Genomic DNA, 25,181 nt, shown 5'->3' on the forward strand with positions numbered 1-25,181 from the left:
AAGCAGCAGGAGGAGGCAACAATGTATAAACTTGTTTTTGTCCGTCACGGTCAAAGTGAATGGAATTTGAAAAACCTTTTCACAGGCTGGACAGACGTCGATTTAAGTGAAGAAGGCGTACGTCAGGCCAAAGAAGCAGGCGCTAAAATTAAAGCGGCCGGTATCAAATTTGATTTAGCTTTCACTTCCGTTCTGAAGCGGGCTATCAAGACCTGTCATTACGCTTTGGAAGAAAGCGACCAATTATGGGTACCTGAAATTAAAAGTTGGCGTTTGAATGAAAGACACTATGGTGCTTTACAAGGCTTAAACAAAGCTGAAACAGCCAAAAAATACGGGGAAGAGCAAGTCCACGTCTGGCGTCGCTCTTATGACGTTTTACCGCCGGCCTTGGACAAAGATGCCGAAACATCATCATTCCACGATCGTCGTTACGCCTCTTTACCGGTAGAAGTAATCCCGCAACATGAAAGTCTGAAAGTTACTTTGGATCGTGTTATGCCTTTCTGGGAAGACCAAATTGCTCCGGCAATTAAAGCAGGAAAAACAGTTTTAGTCGCCGCTCACGGTAACAGCTTGCGTGCTTTAGCAAAACACCTGGAAAAAATCAGCGATGCCGACATCATGGGTCTGGAAATTCCTACCGGTCAGCCTCTGGTTTATGAATTGGACGAAAACTTGGACGTCTTAAAGCGTTATTATCTCTAAAATAGCCCAATAAACAAACCCCGATAATCAGTTTGTGCCTTTTTTACACAACGCCGAAAATCGGGGTTTTATTTTATTTAAAGACTTTTTTATCGGCGACTTGCGCCGAACTTTCACCGAATCTTAGCCGCTCTTCGGACATTAAGAAATAATTCCCATCTCTTTAGCGACAGCAGCAAAAATTGCAACAGCCTTGTCCAACTGCTCTTTCGTATGTTTAGCCTGAACCATAACACGAACTCTACCGGTCCCGGCCGGAACTGTCGGGAACACAATCGCCGAAACAAAAACTCCCCGTTCCAACAAAGCTTTGGAAAAGCGCATCGTTTTCGCTTCATCACCGATAATAACAGGTGTAATAGGTGTTTCAGAATGCCCCGTATTAAATCCCAGCGCTGTCAATTTTTCCTTAATATAACGGGAATTATCCCATAATTGCTTTTGCAAACTGTCATCTTCCGCCAAAATTTCAATTGCTTTTTTAGCCGCCGCCGTATCTGCCGGACTCAAAGTAGTCGAGAACAGTACCGGTCTGGCGCGATGACTTAACCATTGATAAGACACTTCTTTGCAAGCAACATATCCGCCTTTAACACCGATAGCTTTCGACAGCGTACCGACAACAAAATCAACTCTACCGTGCAAATTGAAATGATCGACCGTGCCTCTACCATGACTACCCATAGTTCCCGAACCGTGTGCATCATCAACATAAGTAAAAGCGCCGTATTTCTCCGCCAATTCCACAATTTTCGGCAAATTGGCCAAATCTCCGTCCATACTGAAAACGCCGTCAGTGAAAATAAAGATATTATGATATTTTCCCTGCGCCGCCTGTAACAAAGCTTCCAGTTCTTCCATATTGCTATGAGCATAAACCTGTTTCGTAGCTTTAACCATTCTCATACCGTCGATAATCGAAGCGTGATTAAGCTGATCGGAAATCAGCAAATCATCTTTATCACAAATTGCCTGAATTGTTCCGATATTACAATCATAGCCGGACTGATAGATGAAGCAGCGCTCCACTTTCTTAAATTCAGCTAAAGCCTTTTCCAATTCTTCATGGATACTCTGGTTACCGACAATTGTTCGAACTGCTCCGGCACCGACGCCATAACGTTCGATTGCTTTTATAGCTGCTTCTTTCAAGCGGGCATCGTTAGCTAAGCTTAAATAATTGTTGGAGCAAAGATTAATAACTTCTCTATCCTCTAATTGTAAAACAGGTTCACACGCGCCCTGATTGACAGGTAAAGTACGATACAGGCCTTTAGCCTTCAAATCTGCAACTTTCTCTGCCAGATATTTCATTTCATGTAATTCCTTATTCATATAAATCTCCTTTTCTTTTAGCGCTTATTTTTTTGAAATCATCAACCTTAACAAGCTTTAACAGGTTTTAATCGATTTGCAGCTTATCTCCGTATTCCGTCTACAAATCTCGGGCCGCTCAAAGCTCAAGCATTCTATTTGAAAATGTTTCACGTGAAACATTTTTAAGATTTTCAGAACGTGGCTTTTAGAATCAGGCTGACAAATAAATCTTATTGCAACCGAGAAAAGCGGCTCATTTTTCTTCGATCGGTCCTTATTTACATATATTTGTAGTCTTTGCCCTTTTTAATGTTTCACGTGAAACATTGCAGAGAAGCTTAAGAAAAATTATTTATGTCCGTAATTTCATAGACTCAGCGAAGAAATTTAAGTTGGAAACTCCGAAGTGAAGTCAAATTAAGCTTTTCCCAGTTTTACCCGTAAATTGCTCAGCATATCCTCTGTCATCTTATCCAAATCGTAACGAGCTTTAAAGTTCCACTCTTTTTTGGCCGCACTGACATCCAACGAATTGGGCCAACTCTCGGCAATTTGTTGTCTAACAGGATCAACCTCATACTTCAGCGTGAATTCCGGGATAAACTTCCTGATAGAAGCAGCAATCATCTCCGGATCTACGCTCATAGCTGAAACATTAAAAGCATTCCGATGCTGCAATTTTTCTGCAGGCGCCTCCATTAAATCGACAATTGCCTGTAAAGCATCCGGTAAATACATCATATCCATAAACGTATTCGCTTTAATATATGATGTATAAGACTTTTCTTTAATCGCAGCATAATAGATATGAACAGCATAATCAGTGGTACCCTGACCGGGCAAAGTCTTCCAGGAAATCAAGCCCGGGAAGCGGACGCCTCTGGCATCGACGCCGAAACGTTTATAGTAATAATCACATAAAAGTTCGCCGCTGACTTTTGTGACACCGTACATCGTCTCCGGCCTTTGCAAGGTATCTTGCGGCGTATTATCCATAGGTGTACCGGGACCGAAAGAGCCTATAGAACTCGGGCAGAAAAGCTGTAAGTGCAACTCTCTCGCAACTTCCAAAGCATTAAATAAACCGTTCATATTCACTTTATACGTTGTTTGCGGCATGGTCTCGCCTCTTGCAGACAAAATAGCGGCCAAATGCATAATCGTATCTGCCGCAAAATCCTGCGCCGCCTGCTTAAAAGCTGCAAAATCTGTAACATCCAATTTCTTATAAGCCAAATTAGCTAAATCCGGTAAAGTTTTTTCTGCTAAATCAGTCACGAGAATATTCTCTTCACCATAAATATTTGCTAAATATAAAGCCAGCTCGCTGCCGATTTGACCCAAGCTGCCTGTGATCATAATTCTTTTCATAATTGTCCTCCGGGCAAAATACTAGTTACATTGTATTACTTTTAGAAAATTTTTGCTTGTTTTTTAGGCACTTTGAACAAAATTATTCCTTGTCGCCTTTTTCTACCAAGGTATATTGCCCGTTATGAGCTTTGTTTTTACCGGCGTTAGGATTATAAGATAAAGAAGAAATAAAAGTACTCAAATCTTCAGGTTGTAAAAGATTAATTCGTTGCTCTAAATACTCGTCAATATTATTTAAGCAAAAGCAGCGAGCGTAACTTTGTTGTTTAACTAATTGCCGATGTTTTTCTTTTTTTTCTTCCTGGTTGCGATATGTCGAAGCGTGCATATTCAAGGCTCCCATCCAGGCAGTAATGGTACGTTTATCAGTCATTAATTCACTTTCCGAAAGCACCGGCAATGATAATTTATCGCTGTTAAGTGTCGAATTTTCTGCCTGTAATTCTTGGGCATCATGCGCCAAAGTTTCAACTAAATGCAAATTGGCCAAATAACGTGCAGGCAACGGCAAACTTGCAAAATCCCAAGCTGCCAATTTAAGAGCCGGTAATAGAGCCTGAAAAATTAAAACGGTATATTCCGCATCATTCAAAGCATCATGATAACCTTCTTGTACCATAATATTCAGATGTTCAATCGCACTTTTAACAGAATGTGTACCTGCCGTATCCCCGCTGAACAAATCATACAGTCGCTGAATATCGACAAAATTAGCCGGTAAAATTCCGCATAAATCATAATAATTAAGATTACTAATCAGAGGCGGTGCATCGGAAGTACTCCAAGTACCAAAAAGAATTTCCGCTTGTGCCAAAGCCTGTTGTAAAGCGACAAAATCCCAATTTTCGGCAGTTTCCAATGATAAATGCTGAACAGCGGCTATTTTTTCCTGTTCCGGCGTCGGCAATTGCTTCCAAATCCAGTAATAAAAATCTCTGACAGCCTGGATAAAAACCGGCGCTTTATATAATGTAGCACAATCAATTTTTGTCAGGCGTTCAACATATTTATTGATTTTAGGATAAATTTGCGGCCTGATTTTAGTATTAAAGCGATCCAGTATTTCCAAATTTTCATTAATGCTGACGGCCCCTATTTGAAAAATTTCAAAAGAAGGTATTTTTTTGCCCGTATCATGGGCAAAACGTTTAGCAACACGTGGTTTGCCTACCTCCTCATAGCGGCCGCTGGCCATATTCCATTCCAGATCGAAAACAATATAGATCATCAGTTGCTCAAATTCTTCCTGTTAATTACAAACTTTACGTCTCATTATAATGTAATATTAAAGAAAGGAAAAACAATAAACTCTTAAAAGGCGGAATACAACATTTATATGGACATTGCAAATAGAAATATTATAGCTGTCATCAGTCAATCTGATTATGCGGAGCAGGCTTATCAGCAAGCCCGTAATATTCTCTTAGAAAATTCGCTGGTAGCAAATGTAACATTAGTTCACTGCTTAAATCGCCAAAAAAGCGCCGCAAGAGCTATAACAGTTTTAGCTGTCTCTCTAAACCAAAATGTTTCACGTGAAACATTTAGAGAAAGTGTTTTACTTTCCCTGGTTAATGATGTCGCTAAAAGTTGTTTTATTTTGCAAGTGTTGCAGCCTGCCGCTTTTCAAGAAAATTTACCCTCGACGGAATTATCAGACTATATTTTGCAATTTATTTCTTTTAATAATTGTGCAAATGTTCATTACATCAATTGTCGAACCGATTTAAAGCATGCGGAATATCACGATTTTCAAAGTGAATTGGAGAAGAAAGGTATTATTGTCAGCAATAATTTTCCGGATGAGACAACGCCTTGGCTGATTTACAAAGAAAATTGCTGTTTAATCGGGTCGGAAATTTGTACAATATCGAACAGTCGATCCGATTATCTTTTAGATTTGTGGCCTTCTGTAAAAGCAAAATCAACCGGCGCCGCTACTTCCTCTGCCTCTGCCACGGCCAAGGGCGAGGTCGAAGTTGAGATTGCCCAAATTACACGTGCAACTTATAAAATTACAGAATTATTTGCTCGTTTAAGTTGCTTAAATAATTTGTCGACAATCTCTAAGAACGAACAATCAGGTCAAATGCTTCCTTATACGCATATAAAATCGGATAATAAACACCTTACACGCTCATTTTTTCAATCTTTGACAGTTTGGCAATCAGCATCGCCCGCAGCTGTCGATCTCGGAGCAGCTCCCGGTGGATGGACTCAATTTCTTTTAAATAGAGGCTATAAGGTTCTGGCTATTGATCCTGAAGCGCTAAAAATTCCGCAACAGGCCAATTTATTGCATTTTCAAGGTTTCAGCGATCAATTTTGTCAATTGCTTTTGCAAAATCAATCGAATAATCATCATAATTTTCCGCTAATTGATTTGTTGGTTAACGATATGAAATTAACTCCGCGCCAAAGCTTAACGCTGACGGCGGAATTAAGTCCTTTTGTCAAGAAAAACGCCTTTATTTGCCTGACTTTGAAATTATTAAACGAACCGAAAATCGCTAAACAGTTAAGTTCAATTAAGAATTGTCTGGCAGACAAATTTTCCGACTATAAATTAGTCTATTTTCGGCAATTAGCCTGTAATCGGCAAGAAATTACAGCTGTTTTGCAGAAGCTCGTTTGATTAACGCTGTGAAAAAGTTTTCTGTCCATTCGTAATCGCCGCTTAACATAATACGATGTAAGGTGCTGAAAATATTACGATTAACATAGCCGCTGATTACCTGTTTTTGCCGATTTAACGGATTAACTGTTATTTGACTGACAGCAGTTCCCAAAGACGGACTTAATAAAACAGATTGATTAAATAAAGACAATATCGGCGTTAAAGCCGGGGCCAAGCAATTGCTGTTGAGCGGATTAATTACGGCATAGCGATAATTTTGCCCGTAATATTGCAAAAATTCCGCTTTTTGAGGAATTATTTTACATAGAGGATAATAATCGCCTGCGCCAGCGACAGCAGCATGTGTTACCGCACCTTCCGTTAAATAAACATGTGCCGCATCCTGCGCCACGAAAAGCAGGCCCTTTTGATAAGCTTGCATTAATTCTTTGCGCATATCCCGATTGTATGTAAGCTGCGGCAAAAATTTCGCTAAATTGTTGGAACACAGCCAAACAGCACTACATTCAGGCGGCAACAACCTGTCTCTCAAAGGGCTGAAGGGACGCCAATCAATACCAAGCTGTTTCAAAAATTGCAATTCATAATCATCATAAGCATTAAAAGCTTCATCATAAGCCAATGCAACTTTAATTTTCTTTTGCAAAAGACCGGCATTCAATAATTTGCGATAAATATTGCGTGTCAATTGTAATAAATCCTGCTCGTAATCAGCCGTAAAAGGTATTAATTTCCGGAAAATAGCAGACCAAACGTTATCGTCGCACAATTGCGTGTTATACAAAATAATTTTTAAATTATATCTTTCCTGTAACAAACTCTGCCAAGCACTTAATTCATCCTCCAAGAGATTAAATACGGCAAAACCCAATACATTTTTTTGCAAATATCCCTGTTTGTAGTATTCGTCCAGAATCAACAAACTCTGTTTATTTAATAAATTTCCATCTAAGCAAAGAATAATTTTAGCTTTAATTTTTTCTGCCAGATACCAACTTGAAGCAATATCGGCATACATATCATTTTTTCTTTTATTCTGCCACTTTTTCAAAGAATTTAACAAAGGATCACAACAGCCGGCCAAACCGTTAATCAGCGAACTTTTACTGAAAAATAAATGTAGCGCCTCTCCGGAATACTCGCTGTTCAAAATAGCAGCAAAGTCGGAATTGTTCAGCAAAATCGGATCAAGATAATTAACTTTCTGCACTGATTGCAAAACTTCGATTAAATCGCTTTCCGCATAAGAACAGAACAAACGACATTCTGCGTTTCCCGCCTCGTCGGCAACTGTTCCAATGGTTTCTGTCGGTAAATTAGCTATGATTGTTTTAGCTAAATCACGATAATAGTAATTTAACGCTCTATTGTTATTAGCTTCTAAAGCTGTAAAAATTAAGCTGCCGTTTACCGACATATTTTTTCTGCCTGTTCTTTCTGCCGTCATCCTGTAACTGTCCGGCTGTACTTTGCCGTACATTTAATTATTCTATTATATGTTTATATTAGCACATATAAAATTTTTCACGGCAATTTCTCGACTTTCGGAAAGTATATTATAATGAAAGGAATTAAGAGCGGAGTAATAAAGCATGTTATATCGTAATTATGAAATTTTAATCGGTTTTTGGCCTTTACTGGTCATAACAAGTATTGTCTTTTTGCTTGAAATCTGGTTACAAGTTTACCATAGGCAGAAATTCAATGTTTTCGTCCGGCGTTTAGGAATAATAGCTTATACTTTTATACTATTAAGTACATTATTCTTTCCTATCACCATCTCCGACAGCCGTTTAACTCTTACCTCAGCTTTTGAACATATCAGTAAGATTCCATTGTTACCTTTAATTGACGGTGCCTTTTTATCATTTGTGGCTGCTCATAAAGGTGATTTCAGCGTTCTTAAAACTTTCCTCAGTGCCGCTTCCTATCATTTGCTGATATTGGTTCCTTTAGCCTATTTCATACGTCGAGAAAATAAAACTGCAGCTTCTTTTAACATTTGGTTGAGTACCGTAGCTTTCAGTATTATTGCTCAGATAATTCGTTTACTTTTGAATATTTTCAGCGGATTTTTCTTCTTCGACGTCAACATTAATCATGTTATTCTGAATATTATAGGTTCGGCCTTTATTTTGACAGTTATGCACTTTGTCCGCAAAAATTACTTGAAAAATCGCGGTTACAATTGGAAAAACAGAGGTCCGCACAATCTTGCTCAGACAATGGCTGTCAAGAAATTTTTGAATAAAAAGATTAAGGAAAACAGTGAAAATTATCGCGGACAAAAAATTACTCGTCGCACGAAATGGAACTGAATATGAATTTAAGTGGAAATTTGAATTTAGATAATGAACAGGCTGCTTTAGCCGGCAGTATATGGCACAATGCCCTCAAAATTATTCAACCGCAGTTGGCAAAAATGTTATTTGTCACGTGGGTCGAACCTCTTGTTCCTTTTTATGTTGATGAAAATTACCTTTATCTTGCAGTACAGGATAATTTTTCTTATCGTTATTTGTTGAAGTATGTCAATTTATTCGAAGAAGCTTTAGCTGCCTCCAATTCTTTCAAATTACAAGTAAAACTATTTGTCGGTAACGAAGGCATGCAGCAGGCTTTAGCTTCTATTAAAGCTTCTACGTTTAATAATTCGACAGATAATCAATCTCAGGTATCTGATCCCGGACAGCCGAATCTTCCGCTTGATTCTAATAACACCGCCCGAAAAGATACGCAGAAAACTGCAATTAATAATACAACAGAAACTTCCACAGCCGAATCTGCAGGCGGATATGTAACAGTAGAACGTCCATCATCTCCAACATCGACAAAAACTACGACAGCGCCGACGCAGACAATATCGTCCGCAAATCAAACAACGAATAGCTCACCTCTTGCTGCCGAAATAGTTGTTAATCCTCTATATCAGCAACACTTTCGCCGAGATTACAGATTTGATAATTTTATAGTTGGTCCGAATAATACTATGGCTCATGCCGCTTGTTTAGCCATAGCCAATTCCTATTTCAATCCGGGACAAAAACCATATAATCCTCTATTTCTGTACGGCGGCAGCGGTCTGGGTAAAACTCATCTTTTGAATGCCGTCGGTAATATGGTCATGCAACATCGCCCGAATACCAAAATTTTGTATTTGCAGACGGAAGAATTTGTAAATGAGTTTATTGCCACAATCCGCAAGCAGAATTATAACGTTTTCCGCAATAAATACCGTAACTGCGATTTATTGTTGATTGACGACATTCAATTCATTGAAGGCAAAGAACAGATGCAGGAAGAATTTTTCTACACTTTCAACGCTTTATACGAAAATAACTCCTATATCATAATTACTTGCGATAAACATCCCCGCTACCTTGTAACCTTGGAAGATCGCCTCAAAACGCGCTTTCTTTCCGGTTTAGCCTGTGATATTAATCCACCGACTTATGAAACTCGCATGGCAATTTTACAGGCACGGGCTCAAAGTCTGCAAGAAAATATTGATCCTGATATTATCAGTTATATTGCCAAAAACATCAGCCTTAATATTCGTGAATTGGAAGGTGCTCTGAATAGTGTTCTGGCTATAAAACACTTATCCGGTTATATCAATTTAGCCCTCGCGCAAAAGGCCCTCGAACCGGTAATTAAACGTAATATGGAAAAAACTGTTTCACCCGATTTTATCGCCGATGTAGTTGCTAATTACTATAATGTTTCCAAGGCTCAGTTATACTCGCGCTGCAAGGAAAGTAAATTCACTTATCCTCGTCATATTGCTATGTATTTTTGTCGTGAACTGCTCGATATGACTTATGCCGATATTTCACAAGCTTTTAATCGCAGCGATCATACAACGACGCGGAATGCCTGCTTGAAAATCGCCAAATCTTTAAGTTCCGATCTGCAACTGCAAAAAGAACTGGCAAATATTCAAAAAAGTTTACACGAACAATAGTTTGTGGAAAATTATGTGGATACTTCGGTTAATTCATTTTGTTGATTTATCTGTTTTTATAAATGCAACAAATTTTCCCCAAAAAGGCTCAACGAAATTTCGGGCTGAAAAAGAAGAAACTCACAATGCCCTTTTTGCTTTTTAGCGTAATTTTCTCGTAAAACAGCTGTAATTTTCCACATTAACCACAAAGCATAATAATAAGAGTGATTAAATTAATTAGATTGAATGTTTCAGGCCTGCACCTTTAATTTTACAAATTCCATGTGGATAAAATATTCAATCTGTTTGTAATATAACAGAAACATTCCGGCATGCCTGCTTACATTCAAGCGGAAGTTTGCTATAATTATTGTAGAGTATTTTCTGAAAGCAAGAGGAATTCATATGCGTATTGTTTGCCCGAAAAATCTATTACATCAAGCTACTAACTATGTTTTACGTGCCGTATCGGGTAAGAGCGGTAACGATATTTTAGATAACGTTTATTTGTCGGCGGACGCAACGAAAGGGCGTTTAACACTACGTGGATATGATATGGAATGCGGTATTGAAACGGTTATACCGGCTGATGTGCAGGAGGCCGGAGATATATTGGTACCGGCACGTCTTTTAGGCGATATTGCGGCCAAATTGGAAGACGGCGATGTGACTATCGATTGCGACGACAGCTATAAAACAATAATTACCGCAGGTAAAAGTAAATTCAACTTTATGACCAGACCGAGTACCGATTATCCGAGTTTACCCGAAATTGAAACAACTTTGACTTTTACAATGCCACAGGAGCGCCTGCAGAAATTGATTAAGCAGTCAATTATTGCTGTTAGTACCGATTTGTCACGGCCGGCTTTTAACGGCATTTTGTTCAATGCTGCCGACAATAATTTGGAATTGGTAGCGATTGACGGCTTCCGCCTGGCTATCAGCAGACATGAATACGATGAAAGAATGAATAAACCGGCGGAGAATTTCAAACTTTTAATCCCCGGTAAAGCTTTGAAAATGTTGCAACCGATGCTGGGTGCCGATGAATTGCTGACAATCAAGGTTGACAGCAAGCAGGTCGAGTTCAATTTGGGCGATGTGAAATTGATCAGTCGTCTGTTGACAAATGCTTTTATGAAATATGAGAACTTATTGAAAAATGAGGGTGATACTAATATTGTCATCAATCGCAGTCAATTTTTGGCAGGTTTGGAAAGAATGCTGCTGATTATGAATGTTTCCGATCGACGTTTGCCTATTCGTTTACAAAGTAAAGATGAAAACATTCTGAGTATCGATGTTGTTTCGGAAAAAGGTCAGGCACACGAAGATATTGCTATTTCCGCTACCGGTAAGGATATTGATATTGATTACAATCCTACTTATTTTACGGAAGCTTTGAGAGTTATCGAAGATGAAACTATTCAAATTAACTTTTCCGGCAGTTTAGGTCCGTGCATTATTAAGCCTTTAAGCGGAGATGAGTACGAATTTTTAATTTTGCCTTTGCGTCGTTAAATGTCAGGTATTTGCATTTGCAATAATTTTGAGAATAGCTTCTATGAAGATAAAATGCCTCCATTTATGTAATTATCGAAATATCGACGAAGTGACGGTAAATTTCGGTGAAAATTTGAATGTAATTTACGGTGCCAACGGTCAGGGAAAAACTAATTTGCTGGAAGCAGTTTATTTGTTGGCTTTGTTAAGTTCCCATCGTACCGGCAAGGAAAGCGAATTAATTAAGTTTACACAGGAAAATTGCCGAATCGAGGGAGAGTTTGTGCGCAAATTTTTGCCGGTAAGTTCATCCGGCAATAATCAGCTTGATATTAAGACGGGTGCAGAAACTGAGTTAAGAGAAGAAAAACTTGATTTGAGTATCAGTTTGCAAAAATTGCCTTACGGTAAAATAAATAGAGAATTATATAAAGATGATTTGCCTGTTGGGAAGTCAGCTGATTTTATCGGTAATTTCAATGCTGTGCTCTTCGCTCCGGAAGATTTATTGTTAATTAAGTCGGCGCCGCAACAAAGGCGACAATTTATTAATCGGATATTAGCTCAAAGTAAGAAAATTTATCTGTATAATTTGCAAAAATTCAATCGTGTATTACTCGGTCGCAATCGTTTATTGAAAGAATTACAACTTCTCGATCGCTTTGAAGTTCTGCAGATTTATCGTGATCTGACGGCAGATTTATTCTCGGAAAATAAGCCGATCAACATACAGGAATATTGGCAAAATCTTTTACAAAATTCCTCGGAGTCAGAAAATGATAAAAAAGAAATTATACGTCAAAAAATCTCTTTATTGCAGGCAATTGATGTTAAGTTTGCCGATTTGGCGGCAAATATTATGCAGGACAGAGCGGAATTATTACGAGATTTCAATGAACCGATAAGAAAATTTCAGGAAAAACTCAGCGACGGTAAAGAAAAATTGACTATAAAATATGTGACGGACGGAGAAAATCCGCAAAATAACGCCCTTGAAACAATAAAGGAAAAGCTGATTGCTAAAATACGGCAAAATTTCAGCAATGACTTACACAAGGGTTATACAAGTGTCGGGCCGCAAAAAGACGATGTGGAATTTTATTTGAACGAAAAAAACTGTCGTTTGTTCGCGTCTCAAGGACAGCAAAGAACAGTCATTTTATCCCTGAAATTAGCAGAATGTGACTACTTGAGAACTAAAACTTATCAAACACCGGTCTTACTTCTGGATGATGTTTTAAGTGAGCTGGATGAACGCAGAAAGGCCGCATTATGCGCATCTGTCGCTGATTTACAGGTTTTATTGACGTGTACAGATTTGGAATTATTGAACAAAAATTGGTTACACAAGCAAAATGTCAGCTATTATCATGTAGAAAACGGCAAAATATTACAGGCAAAGGAGGAAACGTCTTTATAGCGGAATATAAGTACAAAGCCGCTGTATGGTATAATTAAGAGGTGTATATAGACGTAGGTGGAAATATTTGTATTGCGATAAGAACTATTGTGGCTGTTTTCGACTTGGACAGTATAACTGCATCAGCCAAGAACAAAACGGGAGATTTTTTGCATTTAGCAGCGGAAAATGCCCGTCTGATTACTGTCGAAGCTGAAAGTTTACCGCAAAGTTTGATTTTAACGACCCAAACAGCATATTTATCACCATATAGCAGTAAAAAAATACGAGAACGTTTATTGCGTTGGCGTTATTAGAAAGGGCAATATGAAACAATTAGCCGAAAATACTGCAGTTGCAGACGAAATAGATAATAATCGGAATAAATCCGATGAAAATGACAATTCAGAGCAGGAAAGCCGAAAAGAGTCTGCTGTTTCGGATATTTCAGATGAAAAAGAAGCGGAAGAAGATGAATTTCATAATTTAGCGGAAGACGTTCACGCTTTAACCGACGACAATTTTAAAGAAGAGAAAGAAAGTGTAGAAAGACAGGTCGATTTCAATACTGAAAATGACGTGGTATATTCCGATGATCAGATTCAAGTTCTGGAAGGCTTGGAGGCTGTCAGAAAACGCCCCGGAATGTATATCGGTGATACGACCACCAGAGGTTTACATCACTTAATTTATGAAATTGTGGCCAATTCGGTAGATGAAGCTTTAGCCGGTCGTTGTGACAAAATAGTCGTTACATTGCAAGCTGACGGTTCAGTTAAAGTTGTCGACGACGGTAGCGGTATTCCGGTAGGTATTCATCCTAAAATGGGTATTCCGACAGTTGAAGTTGTTCATACGATATTGCATGCCGGTGGTAAATTCGGCGGCGGAGCTTACTCTATTTCCGGCGGTTTACACGGTGTAGGAGCTTCCGTTGTTAATGCTTTGTCCGAATGGATGGAAGTATATGTGAAAAGAGACGGGAAAATACACTATATTCGTTTTGAAAGAGGCAAAACTGTCAAACCGTTGACCGTGGTGGGAGAATGCCCTGTAAATGAAACAGGAACCTGTACGATTTTTAAACCGGATCAGGAGATATTCCCCGATGTTACTTTCGATTTTGCTTTGATGCTGACACGTTACCGGGAAATGGCATTTTTGAATAAAGAAGTTACGATTATTCTGCAAGATGCCAGAAACGGCGAGAATGAAAATATGATCGTCAAAAACTTGCATTATGACGGCGGCATAATTTCATTTGTTGAATATTTGAATAAAAAGAAAGAGTGTTTGCATCCGGAACCTATTTATATTGCGCATGCCGATGATGCAGCGAAAATGTTCGTAGAAGTTGCCATGCAGTACAACAACAGTTATGTTGAGAACGTTTATACGTATGCTAATAATATAGCGACAGTTGAAGGTGGCACGCACTTAACCGGATTTAGAAGCGCATTAACTAAAGTTATCAATGATTATGCTCGTAATTTCAAATTATTGAAAGATAATGATCGTAATTTGAGCGGTGAAGATGTACGGGAAGGATTGACAGCTATTATTTCGGTTAAATTGCCCGATCCGCAATTTGAGGGTCAGACAAAAACCAAGCTGGGCAATGCCGAAATGCGGACATTAGTTGAAAGTACGATAACGGATGAATTATCAACTTATTTAGCGGAGCATCCGGTTGAAGCGAAAATAATTGTCAGTAAGTGTATTGATGCCATGTCGGCCAGAGATGCTGCCCGTAAAGCCAGAGAATTAACTCGGAGAAAATCGGTATTCGACAGTGTTTCTTTACCGGGAAAACTGAGTGACTGCCAGGAAAAAGATCCGGAATTATGTGAAATATTTATCGTTGAAGGAGATTCGGCCGGCGGTTCGGCCAAAAGCGGCAGAGAACGTAAATATCAGGCAATTTTGCCTCTATGGGGTAAGATGCTTAATGTTGAACGTGCCAGAATAGATAAAGTATATAACAATGAAAAATTACAACCGATAGTAATAGCTTTGGGTACAGGTTTAGGCAGTGATTTTAATATTGAAAAGTTGCGCTACAACAAAGTTATTATTATGGCTGATGCCGATGTGGACGGAGCGCATATCAGAACGTTGTTATTGACTTTTTTCTTCCGGCATATGAAACCGCTGGTAGAACAGGGACATGTGTTTATTGCCTGTCCGCCGCTTTACATGGTTGAAGATAACAGCGGCAAGAAATATTATGCTTACAGTGATAGCGAGCTGGAAAATTTGAAAGTGGAACATAATTGGAAAAATCCGCGTATTCAACGCTACAAAGGCTTAGGTGAAATGGATAAAGAACAATTGTGGGAAACGACGATGAATCCGGAAACAAGACGTTTATTGAAAGTGAACGTGAAAGATTTGCAGGATGCTGATGAAACAATGGATTTGTTAATGGGAGACCAGGTTGAACCGCGGCGTGATTTTATCCAAAGTAATGCGGCATTGGCACAAATTGACTGATTATAAGCGGAAGAATGGCTAAGTAATATGAGAGTTATTGCAATTGTTAATCAAAAAGGCGGAGTAGGTAAAACGACAACATGTGTGAATTTGGCAGCTTGTTTAGCTGACAGAAAAAAACATGTTTTGTTGATTGATTTGGATGCTCAGGGTAACAGCGGCAGCGGATTGGGCATAGACAAAAAGAGTGTGGAAAAATCAATTTATGATGTTCTGATTCGCCAACAACCCTTAACTGAAGTTATGGTTAAAGAGCAGAGAAAACATTTGGACGTTGTGCCTTCAACTATTGATTTGGCCGGAGCGGAAGTAGAGTTGTCGACAACAGCAGAAAGAGAATTATGTTTACGCAAAGCAATCAATGAATTAAAGGAAAAGTCAGAAGAGGATGAAAATTATAAATATGATTTCGTCTTAATTGATTGTCCGCCTTCTTTAAGTTTGTTGACAATTAACGCTTTGGCGGCGGCAGACAGTTTGTTGATTCCGATTCAGGCTGAATATTACGCCTTGGAGGGCGTTTCTCAACTTCTGAGAACAGTTGAACTGGTCAGAGCGGCTTTGAATCCGAAATTGCATATTTTCGGCGTGTTGTTGACGATGTATGACAGTCGAACACAATTAAGTAATCAGGTATATGAAGAAGTGCAGAATTTTTTTCAGGAAAAATTATTTCATACGGTAATACCACGTAATGTGCGTTTAAGTGAAGCGCCAAGTTACGGAAAATCAATTGTGGAATATGCCTGGTTGTCCAAAGGTGCGGCAGCTTACAGTAATCTGGCCAAAGAAGTTCTTAAAAGAGCCGGTATGAAGAGGTGAGGAAAAGTTATCTATGAGTATTGACAAACAAAAGTCGGCAACGAAGAAGAACAGGACTGTCAGTCGCTTGGGACGCGGTTTGAGTGCCCTTATCAGCAGTGAATTATTGAATGAATCGCCCGCTGCCGAATTAACGGATGATGTTTATCGCCACACCGTGCTGAAAACTGTACCTTTGACGGATATTGTACCGAATAAAGAACAGCCCCGTTCGCACTTTGATGAAGAAGGACTGCAAAGTTTGGCAGCTTCTATCAAAGATTGCGGTTTACTGCAACCTATTTTGGTACAGGAGCTGAAAAAGCAGGGAAATCATCAAATTTACCGTATTATTGCCGGTGAACGTCGTTGGCGTGCCTGCCACAAGGCTAATTTAACCGAAGTACCGGTTCTGATTTGTCAAAGCGATCTTGACAGCGCAACTTTACTTAAGCAGGCCCTGATTGAAAATGTTCAAAGAGAAGATTTGAATCCGATTGAAGAGGCCAAAGCGTATAGAAAATTGGCGCAGGAATTTCATCTTGACCAGGAAGAAATTGCGCAAATGAGCGGTAAAAGTCGACCTGTTATCAGTAATATGCAGCGTTTATTGAATTTACCTTTACATATTCAGGGAATGTTGGAGGACAAACGCTTAAATGTCGGACAGGCCAAACCGCTTTTGCAAATAGACGATCAGGAATATTGCTTAAAATTGGCCCAATTGATCCATGAACAAAATTTGTCCGCCCGGGAAGTTGAAAAAAAAGTGCAGGAGTATCTCAGTAAATTACAAAAGGATTCTGTCGTAGAAGAAGAACCGAACGGCGAGTGGCAAAGATTGGCTAAAAAACAGCAACAACAAGTAGAAGAAAAATTAAGCACTTTCTTCGGCCAAAAAGTAAAGTTACGGGAAAATAAAGGTAAGGGCAGCATCGTCTTATCTTATGACAATTATGATGAATTGGATCAAATTTTGGCGAAAATCGGCATTGACAAAGATTTGTAAGTTGAAAGCAACAAATTTGTTGATATAATGTCATTTAATATTTATTTGATGTACACCTGAAAATAGGAGGAACAGGTCAAGTGGATGATCCGTGGATATTTAATCTGGCAGTCCAAAATAAGACAGATATCGGAAGTTTGGTATTTGATCTTGTAATTATATTAGTTTTAGTTTTGATCAACGGTTTTTTTTCAGCTGCAGAAATGGCAATCGTCAATCTGAAGGATGCCAAAATTCGTAAAGAAGCGGAAGAAGGAAATTTAATTGCGGCGAAGTTGATCTATTTTTTAGATAACCAGGCCAATTTTTTAGCAACAATTCAAGTTTGTATAACGTTGGCGGGATTTATGTCGGCCTCCTTCGGTGCCGATAAGTTGGCAAGTCGCCTGCAATTATGGCTTGATCCGGAGCGTACGGCGCCCTGGATAGGGACATTAAGTGTTGTCATTATTACCTTTATTATTTCTTATATTTCTTTAGTTTTAGGTGAATTGGTGCCGAAAAGATTGGCAATGAATAATCCGGAACGTTTTGCCAGACGGTTTGTCATGGTATTGCGGGTCGCCGATATTTTGTTACGACCGATGGCGCAATTTTTGAATTTTACGGCCAATATGATTTTGAAGTTGCTGCATGTGCCGGTAGCTAAACCGAAAGAAGTGGTAACGGAAGAAGAAATCAGAATGTTGGTCGATATTTCCAGTTCTTCCGGCAATATTCATGCGGCGGAAGGCCAAATGATCGACAATATTTTCGAATTGAACGATACGGAAGTCAACGAAATTATGACGCATCGCACAAACATTGTTGCTTTGCCGGTTACAGCGACTTTTGATGAATTGGCGGATCTTCTGGCAAGTGAGAAATATAGTCGTATTCCGATTTATGAAGAGGATATAGACGATATTATCGGTGTTGTCAGTATTAAAGATGTCGTACAGTATATGATTAAACAGGAAAAAGACAAATTTGATTTGCGCAAGATTATGCGGGCGCCTTATCTGGTTCCGGAATCTAAATCTGTCGATGCTCTGTTCAAAGACATGCAGAGAGATCATGTTTCCATGGCAATTGTTATCGACGAATACGGCGGAACGGCCGGTTTAGTTTCTTTGGAAGATGTTTTAGAAGAAATTGTCGGCAATATTGAAGATGAATATGATGAAGAAGACAGCGATATTATTTTAAGACCGGACGGATCGTACATTGTCAGCGGTTTGCTGTCTTTGGATGAAGTGGAAGAAAAGATAAATCATTTGAATCAACAAAAAGACGGGACATATCGGGAAGGCACGGATGAACTGTTGTTTGACGAAGATGATCAGAATGATTTCGACACGATTGCCGGTCTGGTTCTACAGCGATTGGGACGGATACCGGATCAAAAATCTTTACCTTATGTTGAAGATGAACGCTTTATTTTTCACGTTATTGAAATGGAAGATAATCGCATTGCGAAAATTCAATTGGGTATTAAATGGTACAATCGGGGAGAAATGAATCGTACTTTGGAGGAATTAAATAAACAGAAAGAAAAGGACAAAGAAGTTGATGCCAAGGAGACGGAAGAAGAGCCGATAGAAGAAAAATCGGTTGAAAAGACGGCCTCTTTGTTGCAGGCAGCTGCTTTGAAAAAGACAAATTCGTCTTTTGTCAGGGAATTTGCCCGGCGACCGGATGAGCCGGATGAAGATAGTATGAATAAGGAGTAACGCACCATAGCAGATTCAAATTATTTTGAACAATTAATGGCAAAAATACAAGAAGAAACATTCGATGATTGTTATTCAAATAGGAAAAAATTATAATTAAACAAGTTTTACTTTTTAGGAGATCAACATGGCGGAAGAGAAGAAAGAAATATCCAAGGTTGAATTAGCTAGAGAAGCTAGAGAAGAGCGTTTGGCTGAACAGAACAAAGACGGCGGTAAAGCTCCGTTGAAATTGAACGATAAACGGGTAAGTTACATTACAATTCCGGTTCTGGTAATTGTTTTGATCGCGGCTTTGTTGTGGGGAAGTGTAGCTTTCGGTTTAGCGCAGAAATATTTGCCGGCGGCTAAGGTTGGCGATCGGACTTACACTGTTGCCGAATATAACTATGTATATAATTCAATAGCTAATCAGATGGCTAATTATGCTCGTAATTACGGTATTAATATAGTTCTGAATGAAGTATCTCCTTTTGCTCAGAAAAAGGGTCAGACTTGGGCCGAAGTAATCAAAGACGCGACGGATAAACAACTGAACCGTTTCACCGTTGCTTATGCAGAAGCTCAGAAAAAGGGCATTACTCTGGATGAGAAAGAACAAAAAGATCTCGATGGTATGATCGAGAAATATAAGGAGAATTTGACTAAGGGTGCAGGTACTTTTTCTGAAGCTTTGATCGCAACTTACGGTAAAGGCGTGGATGAAGACTTGTTCCGACGGATGGTGCAGGAGCAGACAATTGCCGAAAAATATACCAGAGTTACTCCGCGAGATATCAAATATACGGTGCCGGAACTGGAGAAAAAATATCAAGCGGCCAAAAATGACTATGATGTTTTCGACTTCCTCTATGCGACCTTGAATGTTAAGGTAGCGAATGTCGAAAAGCCGAAATATCCTGATACATCTAAAGAAAAAGACAAAGATAAATTAAAAGAATTGAACGAGAAGTCGGCTAAATTGCACAAGGAATATCAAGCCAAAGTCGACGCAGCGACCAAGAAGGCGGCGGATGAAGCTGCAGCTTTGCAGAAAGAAGCTGAAGCGGCAATTAAGGATCCGGATACCTTCAAAGCTTTTGTTGAAAAACATAAGGATATTTTACAGACGGAGCAGGCGATGAAACCTGTTTCACCTAATCATTACAATCGGATTATTTCTATGATCGCCGATAATGACTTGGTAAAATTCTTAAGTGACAGTAAGCGCAAGGCTAATGACAAATTGATTTCTCATAAGGAAAAATCGGCAACAGTTAATTTGGCTATGTACCTGAATCGATTCCGCGATGAAGCTAAAACTATTCATGCCGCCGTCAGAATTGTGCGGAAGAATGAAATTATGCGGCAATATACGTTAACGCAAAAATTGAAACCGGAAACCAAGATTACGGATGAACATGTTAAAGCTGCTTATGCGGCGGCAGAAAAAGTGTTGGAGAATTATCTGCAGGATGCCAAGACTCCGGATAAGATGAAGGCTACCGAGATTAAGGGCTACCAAAGCAGTTATCTTGATATGGTGGATTTTGTCCCGAGCACCAGTCCTTTTGCTACCGAAGTTGCAACCTGGTTGGAAAGCGCCGAGCGTAAGAGCGGTGATACCAAGGTTTTCCAAGATAAACTCATGGGTATGTATGCTGTAACTTTTGTCAAACGTCTGGATACACCGGCATGGCAGTCGACAGTTTCTTATAAAGAAGCGGATAAGCAATTCCAACATGACTTTGAAGTGATGACAGCCAAAGCGGAAAATGAGGTTAAGTCGGCTTGGGCTGCCGGTTTGGCGGATTTGGCACCTTCGTTGCCGAAGTATGCACCTAATAAAGCTGCCGATAATCAGCCGGCTGCTAAAGACGAAAAGCAGAGTACAGCGACGAAGACCGACGCGGCCAAAAAATAGTAAAGTTAATAAGTGGTAAAACGCTTGCCTACATATTAACAAACTTATACAAAATTAAACTGCAAAAATTGTGCAAAATGGAGAATTTCTCGTTTTGCACTTTTTTATCTTGACAGTTGTTCTTTAAAGGTAATTTTTGTTTGCTACACTGGCAGAACACTAATCTCAGGATTGTGTATGTGTATGTAAGTTGTATTTAAGATTAGTTGTAAGAAAGGATTTGACATTATGGTGCATCCTGTAAAATTCGGGAAGACAGAGAGAATGTCTTACTCGAGACTGAAAGAAGTTCTGGATTTGCCGGATCTTTTGGAGGTACAGAAGAATTCTTATAAGTGGTTTACGCAAGAAGGATTGGATGAGGTTCTCAAAGATTATTCTCCTATAGTAGATCATTCAGGTGATATTGAGCTGCATTTTTTAAGCAAGGAGTTCGATCCGTCGAAGCCCGTTCATGATACCGAACAGGCAAGAGAATGCGATGCCAACTATGCGGCACCTTTGCGTATTAAAGTTCGTTTGGTGAATAAACGCTCCAATACTATGAAGGAGCAACAGATTTATATCGGCGATTTTCCGATTATGACCGATAACGGTACTTTTATTATTAACGGTGCCGAGCGCGTTATTATTTCGCAGTTGGTGCGTTCTCCGGGTGCTTATTTCTTGGAAACGCAGGATCCGAAAACGGGTAAAACTCTGTATTCTTCGCAAATTATCCCCAATCGCGGTTCCTGGCTGGAATATGAGATGGATGCCAATGATGTTATTTATGTTCGTTTGGATCGGGCACGTAAATTCCCACTGACAGTTTTGTTGCGTTCTTTGGGCTACGGTACAAACGAAGAATTAATTAATTTATTGGGTGATGATGAACGTGTCAAAGCGACTTTGGCCAAAGATTCTTGTACTAACAGAGAAGAAGGTTTGCAGGAACTTTACCGTAAATTACGTCCGGGTGAACCGATCAGTACCGAAGGTGCGGCAACGTTGATCAATCAGTTGCTGTTCGATGCCAGACGTTACGATTTGGCTCGTGTCGGTATCTATAAGCTGAACAAAAAATTGTCGTTGGTCGGTCGTCTGGAAGGTCACAAGGCAGCCGAAACTATTATGAGTGCCGACGGTGAAATTGTTGTACAGGAACAAGAAACAATTACGGCTGAAAAAGAAAAATGCATTCAGAACCTCGGTATTACCGAAGTAAGTATTTATCCGGTACAAAAAATCGGTGATACTATTGTTGAATCGGATAAAGCGGTAAAAGTTGTTTCCAACGGTCGCGTCGACTTGCCCGAGTACTGCAAACTCTATGTGGATCAACGCGTTCTGGATTTGATTGATTTGGATAAATGCGGCATTAACGAGCAGGTTTTACTTTCCGTTTTGAAGGAAGTTATCGAAAAATATGTGCAGGAAACTGCTGAGCTGGAAGAAGACGATTATGCCGGCAGAGCCGAAATTTTCGGACATATGTTGCAACGTGAGCAAAGTCGTTTGATGCCGAAACATTTAACGATGGAAGATATTATGGCTTCCATATCTTATTTTATGGATTTGCCTTTCGGTGTCGGCACAATTGACGATATTGACCATTTGGGTAACAGACGTGTCCGTTCAGTCGGTGAGTTGTTGCAAAACCAGATGCGTGTCGGTTTTTCCAGAATGGAAAGAGTGGCACGGGAACGCATGGGTTCATTACCGGACATTGATTCCGCCAGCCCGCAGCAGTTGGTTAATGCGCGCCCGATTTCGGCGGCAGTTAAGGAATTTTTCGGCAGTTCGCAATTGTCGCAATTCTTGGATCAGCCGAATCTGTTGGCTGAATTGACACATAAACGTCGTTTGTCGGCTTTAGGACCCGGCGGTTTGTCCAGAGATCGTGCCAACTTTGAAGTGCGTGACGTTCACTCTTCCCATTACGGTCGTATTTGTCCGATTGAGACGCCTGAAGGTCCGAACATCGGTTTGATCAACTCCTTGGCGTCGTATGCTAAAGTGAATAAATACGGTTTCATTGAAACCCCTTATCGTATCTATGATAAGGAAAAGGGCGTTGTTACGAATGAAGTTCGTTATATGACGGCTGATGAAGAAGATTACTACTATGTAGCACAGGCGAATGAACCGATTGACGAAAACGGTAAGTTCATGGAGAAAAAAGTTCTGGTACGTTACCTTGATAAATTTATTGAGGTTGAGCCGGAAAGAGTCGATTTGATGGACGTTTCGCCGAAACAGGTTGTTTCAGTTGCTACTTCCTTGATTCCTTTCCTGTCCAACGATGACGCCAACCGTGCTTTGATGGGTTCCAACATGCAGCGTCAGGCAGTGCCTTTGATTACTACCGATGCACCGATTATCGGTACAGGTATGGAGTATCGGGCAGCACATGACTCAGGTTCATGTATTATTGCCAAACATGCCGGTACAATCGATTTTGTCAGCGGCGATGAGATTCGGGTACGTACGGATAAGAACGAAATTGATAAGTACAAGTTAATTAAGTATCGTCGTTCCAATCAGAATACCTGCATTAATCAGCGTCCGATTGTTCATTACGGTGAGAAAGTTGCAGCCGGCGACACTTTGGCTGACGGCCCGGCTACCAGCAACGGCGAACTGGCTTTGGGTAAGAATGTCTTAATCGGTTTTATGACCTGGGAAGGTTATAACTACGAGGATGCCGTTCTGATTAATGAAAGAATTGTACGCGACGACGTTTATACTTCTATTCACATTGACGAGTTCGAGTGTGAAGCCAGAGACACGAAATTGGGACCGGAAGAAATTACGCGTGAAATTCCGAATGTCAGTGATGAAGCGATCAAAGATTTGGATGAAAACGGCATTATTCGTATCGGTGCCGAAGTAACGACAGGTGATATTCTGGTCGGTAAAGTTACACCTAAGGGTGAAACGGAGTTGACGGCCGAAGAGCGTCTGTATCGTGCCATTTTCGGTGAAAAAGTGCGGGAAGTGCGTGATACGTCCGTACGCGTGCCTAACGGTGAATCGGGAATTGTAGTTGATGCCAAAGTTTTCACCCGTGAAAATAACGACGAAATGAAGCACGGCGTCAATAAGATGGTGCGTGTTTATATAGCTCAGAAACGTAAATTGTCGGTCGGCGATAAAATGGCCGGTCGTCATGGTAACAAAGGTGTTGTTTCCAGAATTTTACCGGAAGAAGATATGCCTTTCCTGGCAGACGGCAGAACGTTGGATATTGTGTTGAATCCTCTGGGCGTTCCTTCCCGTATGAATATCGGTCAGTTGCTGGAAGTTCACTTGGGTCGGGCAGCCAAGATTTTAGGTTGGCATGTTGCTGTACCGTCTTTCGACTGTGCTAATGAAAAAGAAATTCAGGAAGCATTTGCGAAAGCCGGCATTGATCCGGACGGTAAAACAGTCCTTTATGACGGTCGTACAGGTAATCCTTTCGATAATCGTATTACTGTCGGTATCATGTATTATCTGAAATTGGCCCACTTGGTCGATGATAAAATTCACGCTCGTTCCACCGGTCCTTATTCTCTGGTTACCAAGCAGCCTTTGGGCGGTAAAGCGCAATTCGGCGGTCAACGTTTCGGTGAGATGGAAGTTTGGGCTTTGCAGGCTTACGGTGCAGCTTATGCGTTGCGTGAAATTTTGACCTTCAAGTCGGATGATGTCAGCGGTCGTGAAAAGGCTTATCAGTCAATTGTCAAAGGTGAAAATATTACGGAAGCCGGTACACCTGAATCCTTCAAGGTTTTGGTGAAAGAATTGCAATCTATCGGTTTGGATATCAACATTAAAGCTACAACCGAAGACAGCGAAATGATTACAAACGGCGGTATGAGTAATATGTCCGACGAAGAAGCCGGTAAAGATTTGGCGACCAAGTTGGATGAAATTGCTAAACAGTCGGCGATTAAGCTCGATAATGAACAGCACGAGGAAAGTGCGGACGATGATGATGCGAGCGAGAGCGACGATAACGACAATATAGGTCATGCACTTGACAGCTTGTATATGCAGAAAGTAATCAACAATATTCCGGTAATTACAGCCGAAGCCAACACTATGCAGGCTAACGGTTTTGCCGAATTGCAGTTGGAGCAGGAAAGAGCTTTGTTGAATAACATGAATCAGGATGAGAATGACGAGAACGGCGAAGCGGATGAACGCGGCAATCTTTATAAGATTAATCGCTATCAGCACTCTCGCCTGGAGACGGATAAAACCTTGGCAGCAGAGACGGAACTTGAACGCAAACGCCATATGGAAATGAATGAATCCTTGCAAAGCATGGTTAACAATGCTTTCAAGCATGAGGATTCGGACAAAGAACATACTGACGAGGCTGAGAAAAATTAAGAAAGGAATTAGC

General features: G+C 40.1%; 17 protein-coding genes. 13 read left to right on the forward strand and 4 right to left on the reverse strand.

Annotated elements, in window-relative coordinates; all coding sequences use genetic code 11:
* Nucleotides 1–21: 21 nt before the first annotated feature.
* Complete coding sequence (gpmA, locus tag PYS60_RS00110) at nt 22–708, forward strand: 2,3-diphosphoglycerate-dependent phosphoglycerate mutase (RefSeq protein WP_315569735.1); 687 nt, start codon at nt 22–24, stop codon at nt 706–708.
* Nucleotides 709–849: 141 nt separating this feature from the next.
* Here the strand turns inward: gpmA and PYS60_RS00115 are convergent, their stop codons facing one another.
* The 3 genes from PYS60_RS00115 to PYS60_RS00125 all read right to left on the reverse strand — a co-directional run bounded on the left by PYS60_RS00115 (nt 850) and on the right by PYS60_RS00125 (nt 4,627).
* A complete protein-coding gene (locus PYS60_RS00115) occupies nt 850–2,043 on the reverse strand; it encodes a glycine C-acetyltransferase (RefSeq protein ID WP_315569737.1) in 1,194 nt (397 codons plus the stop codon).
* Between the two features lie 399 nt (nt 2,044–2,442).
* Nucleotides 2,443–3,396 (reverse strand): NAD-dependent epimerase/dehydratase family protein, encoded by a 954-nt coding sequence (locus PYS60_RS00120; RefSeq protein WP_315569739.1) that lies wholly within the window; start codon nt 3,394–3,396, stop codon nt 2,443–2,445.
* A gap of 82 nt (nt 3,397–3,478) precedes the next feature.
* Nucleotides 3,479–4,627: a 3'-5' exonuclease gene (locus PYS60_RS00125; RefSeq protein WP_315569741.1), complete on the reverse strand. Its 1,149-nt coding sequence runs from the start codon at nt 4,625–4,627 to the stop codon at nt 3,479–3,481.
* Nucleotides 4,628–4,735: 108 nt separating this feature from the next.
* Between PYS60_RS00125 and PYS60_RS00130 the strand changes: the two genes are divergently transcribed.
* A complete protein-coding gene (locus PYS60_RS00130) occupies nt 4,736–6,034 on the forward strand; it encodes an SAM-dependent methyltransferase (protein ID WP_315569743.1) in 1,299 nt (432 codons plus the stop codon).
* Here the strand turns inward: PYS60_RS00130 and PYS60_RS00135 are convergent.
* A complete protein-coding gene (locus PYS60_RS00135) occupies nt 6,006–7,484 on the reverse strand; it encodes a hypothetical protein (protein WP_315569745.1) in 1,479 nt (492 codons plus the stop codon). The genes PYS60_RS00130 and PYS60_RS00135 overlap by 29 nt on opposite strands.
* A 145-nt stretch (nt 7,485–7,629) precedes the next feature.
* Between PYS60_RS00135 and PYS60_RS00140 the strand changes: the two genes are divergently transcribed.
* The 11 genes from PYS60_RS00140 to rpoB all read left to right on the forward strand — a co-directional run bounded on the left by PYS60_RS00140 (nt 7,630) and on the right by rpoB (nt 25,168).
* Nucleotides 7,630–8,355: a hypothetical protein gene (locus PYS60_RS00140; RefSeq protein WP_315569747.1), complete on the forward strand. Its 726-nt coding sequence runs from the start codon at nt 7,630–7,632 to the stop codon at nt 8,353–8,355.
* Between the two features lie 2 nt (nt 8,356–8,357).
* Nucleotides 8,358–10,001: a chromosomal replication initiator protein DnaA gene (dnaA, locus tag PYS60_RS00145; protein WP_315569749.1), complete on the forward strand. Its 1,644-nt coding sequence runs from the start codon at nt 8,358–8,360 to the stop codon at nt 9,999–10,001.
* A 387-nt stretch (nt 10,002–10,388) separates the two neighbouring features.
* Nucleotides 10,389–11,507, forward strand: a complete 1,119-nt coding sequence (gene dnaN / locus PYS60_RS00150; RefSeq protein ID WP_315569751.1) for a DNA polymerase III subunit beta — start codon at nt 10,389–10,391, stop codon at nt 11,505–11,507.
* 43 nt (nt 11,508–11,550) lie between these two features.
* Nucleotides 11,551–12,909: a DNA replication/repair protein RecF gene (locus PYS60_RS00155; protein ID WP_315569753.1), complete on the forward strand. Its 1,359-nt coding sequence runs from the start codon at nt 11,551–11,553 to the stop codon at nt 12,907–12,909.
* A gap of 41 nt (nt 12,910–12,950) precedes the next feature.
* Nucleotides 12,951–13,205, forward strand: coding sequence for an extracellular matrix/biofilm biosynthesis regulator RemA family protein (locus PYS60_RS00160; protein WP_315569755.1), 255 nt, complete (start codon nt 12,951–12,953; stop codon nt 13,203–13,205).
* A gap of 10 nt (nt 13,206–13,215) precedes the next feature.
* Nucleotides 13,216–15,381: a DNA topoisomerase (ATP-hydrolyzing) subunit B gene (gene gyrB / locus PYS60_RS00165; RefSeq protein ID WP_315569757.1), complete on the forward strand. Its 2,166-nt coding sequence runs from the start codon at nt 13,216–13,218 to the stop codon at nt 15,379–15,381.
* Nucleotides 15,382–15,408: 27 nt separating this feature from the next.
* Nucleotides 15,409–16,203 carry a ParA family protein gene (locus PYS60_RS00170; RefSeq protein ID WP_315569759.1) on the forward strand — a complete coding sequence of 265 codons (795 nt, stop codon included), beginning with the start codon at nt 15,409–15,411 and terminating at the stop codon, nt 16,201–16,203.
* A 13-nt stretch (nt 16,204–16,216) separates the two neighbouring features.
* Nucleotides 16,217–17,191, forward strand: a complete 975-nt coding sequence (locus PYS60_RS00175) for a ParB/RepB/Spo0J family partition protein (RefSeq protein ID WP_315569760.1) — start codon at nt 16,217–16,219, stop codon at nt 17,189–17,191.
* Nucleotides 17,192–17,271: 80 nt separating this feature from the next.
* Nucleotides 17,272–18,903 carry a hemolysin family protein gene (locus PYS60_RS00180; RefSeq protein ID WP_315569762.1) on the forward strand — a complete coding sequence of 544 codons (1,632 nt, stop codon included), beginning with the start codon at nt 17,272–17,274 and terminating at the stop codon, nt 18,901–18,903.
* Nucleotides 18,904–19,030: 127 nt separating this feature from the next.
* Nucleotides 19,031–20,806, forward strand: coding sequence for a hypothetical protein (locus PYS60_RS00185; protein ID WP_315569764.1), 1,776 nt, complete (start codon nt 19,031–19,033; stop codon nt 20,804–20,806).
* A gap of 228 nt (nt 20,807–21,034) precedes the next feature.
* The gene (rpoB, locus tag PYS60_RS00190) at nt 21,035–25,168 is read left to right on the forward strand and encodes a DNA-directed RNA polymerase subunit beta (protein ID WP_315569766.1); all 4,134 of its coding nucleotides are present in this window, start codon (nt 21,035–21,037) and stop codon (nt 25,166–25,168) included.
* The last annotated feature ends 13 nt before the right edge of the window (nt 25,169–25,181 follow it).

Origin of the sequence: Amygdalobacter indicium (genome assembly GCF_029101545.1) — a bacterium.
In the GTDB taxonomy this organism is placed as follows: Bacteria; Bacillota; Clostridia; order Saccharofermentanales; family Fastidiosipilaceae; genus Amygdalobacter; species Amygdalobacter indicium.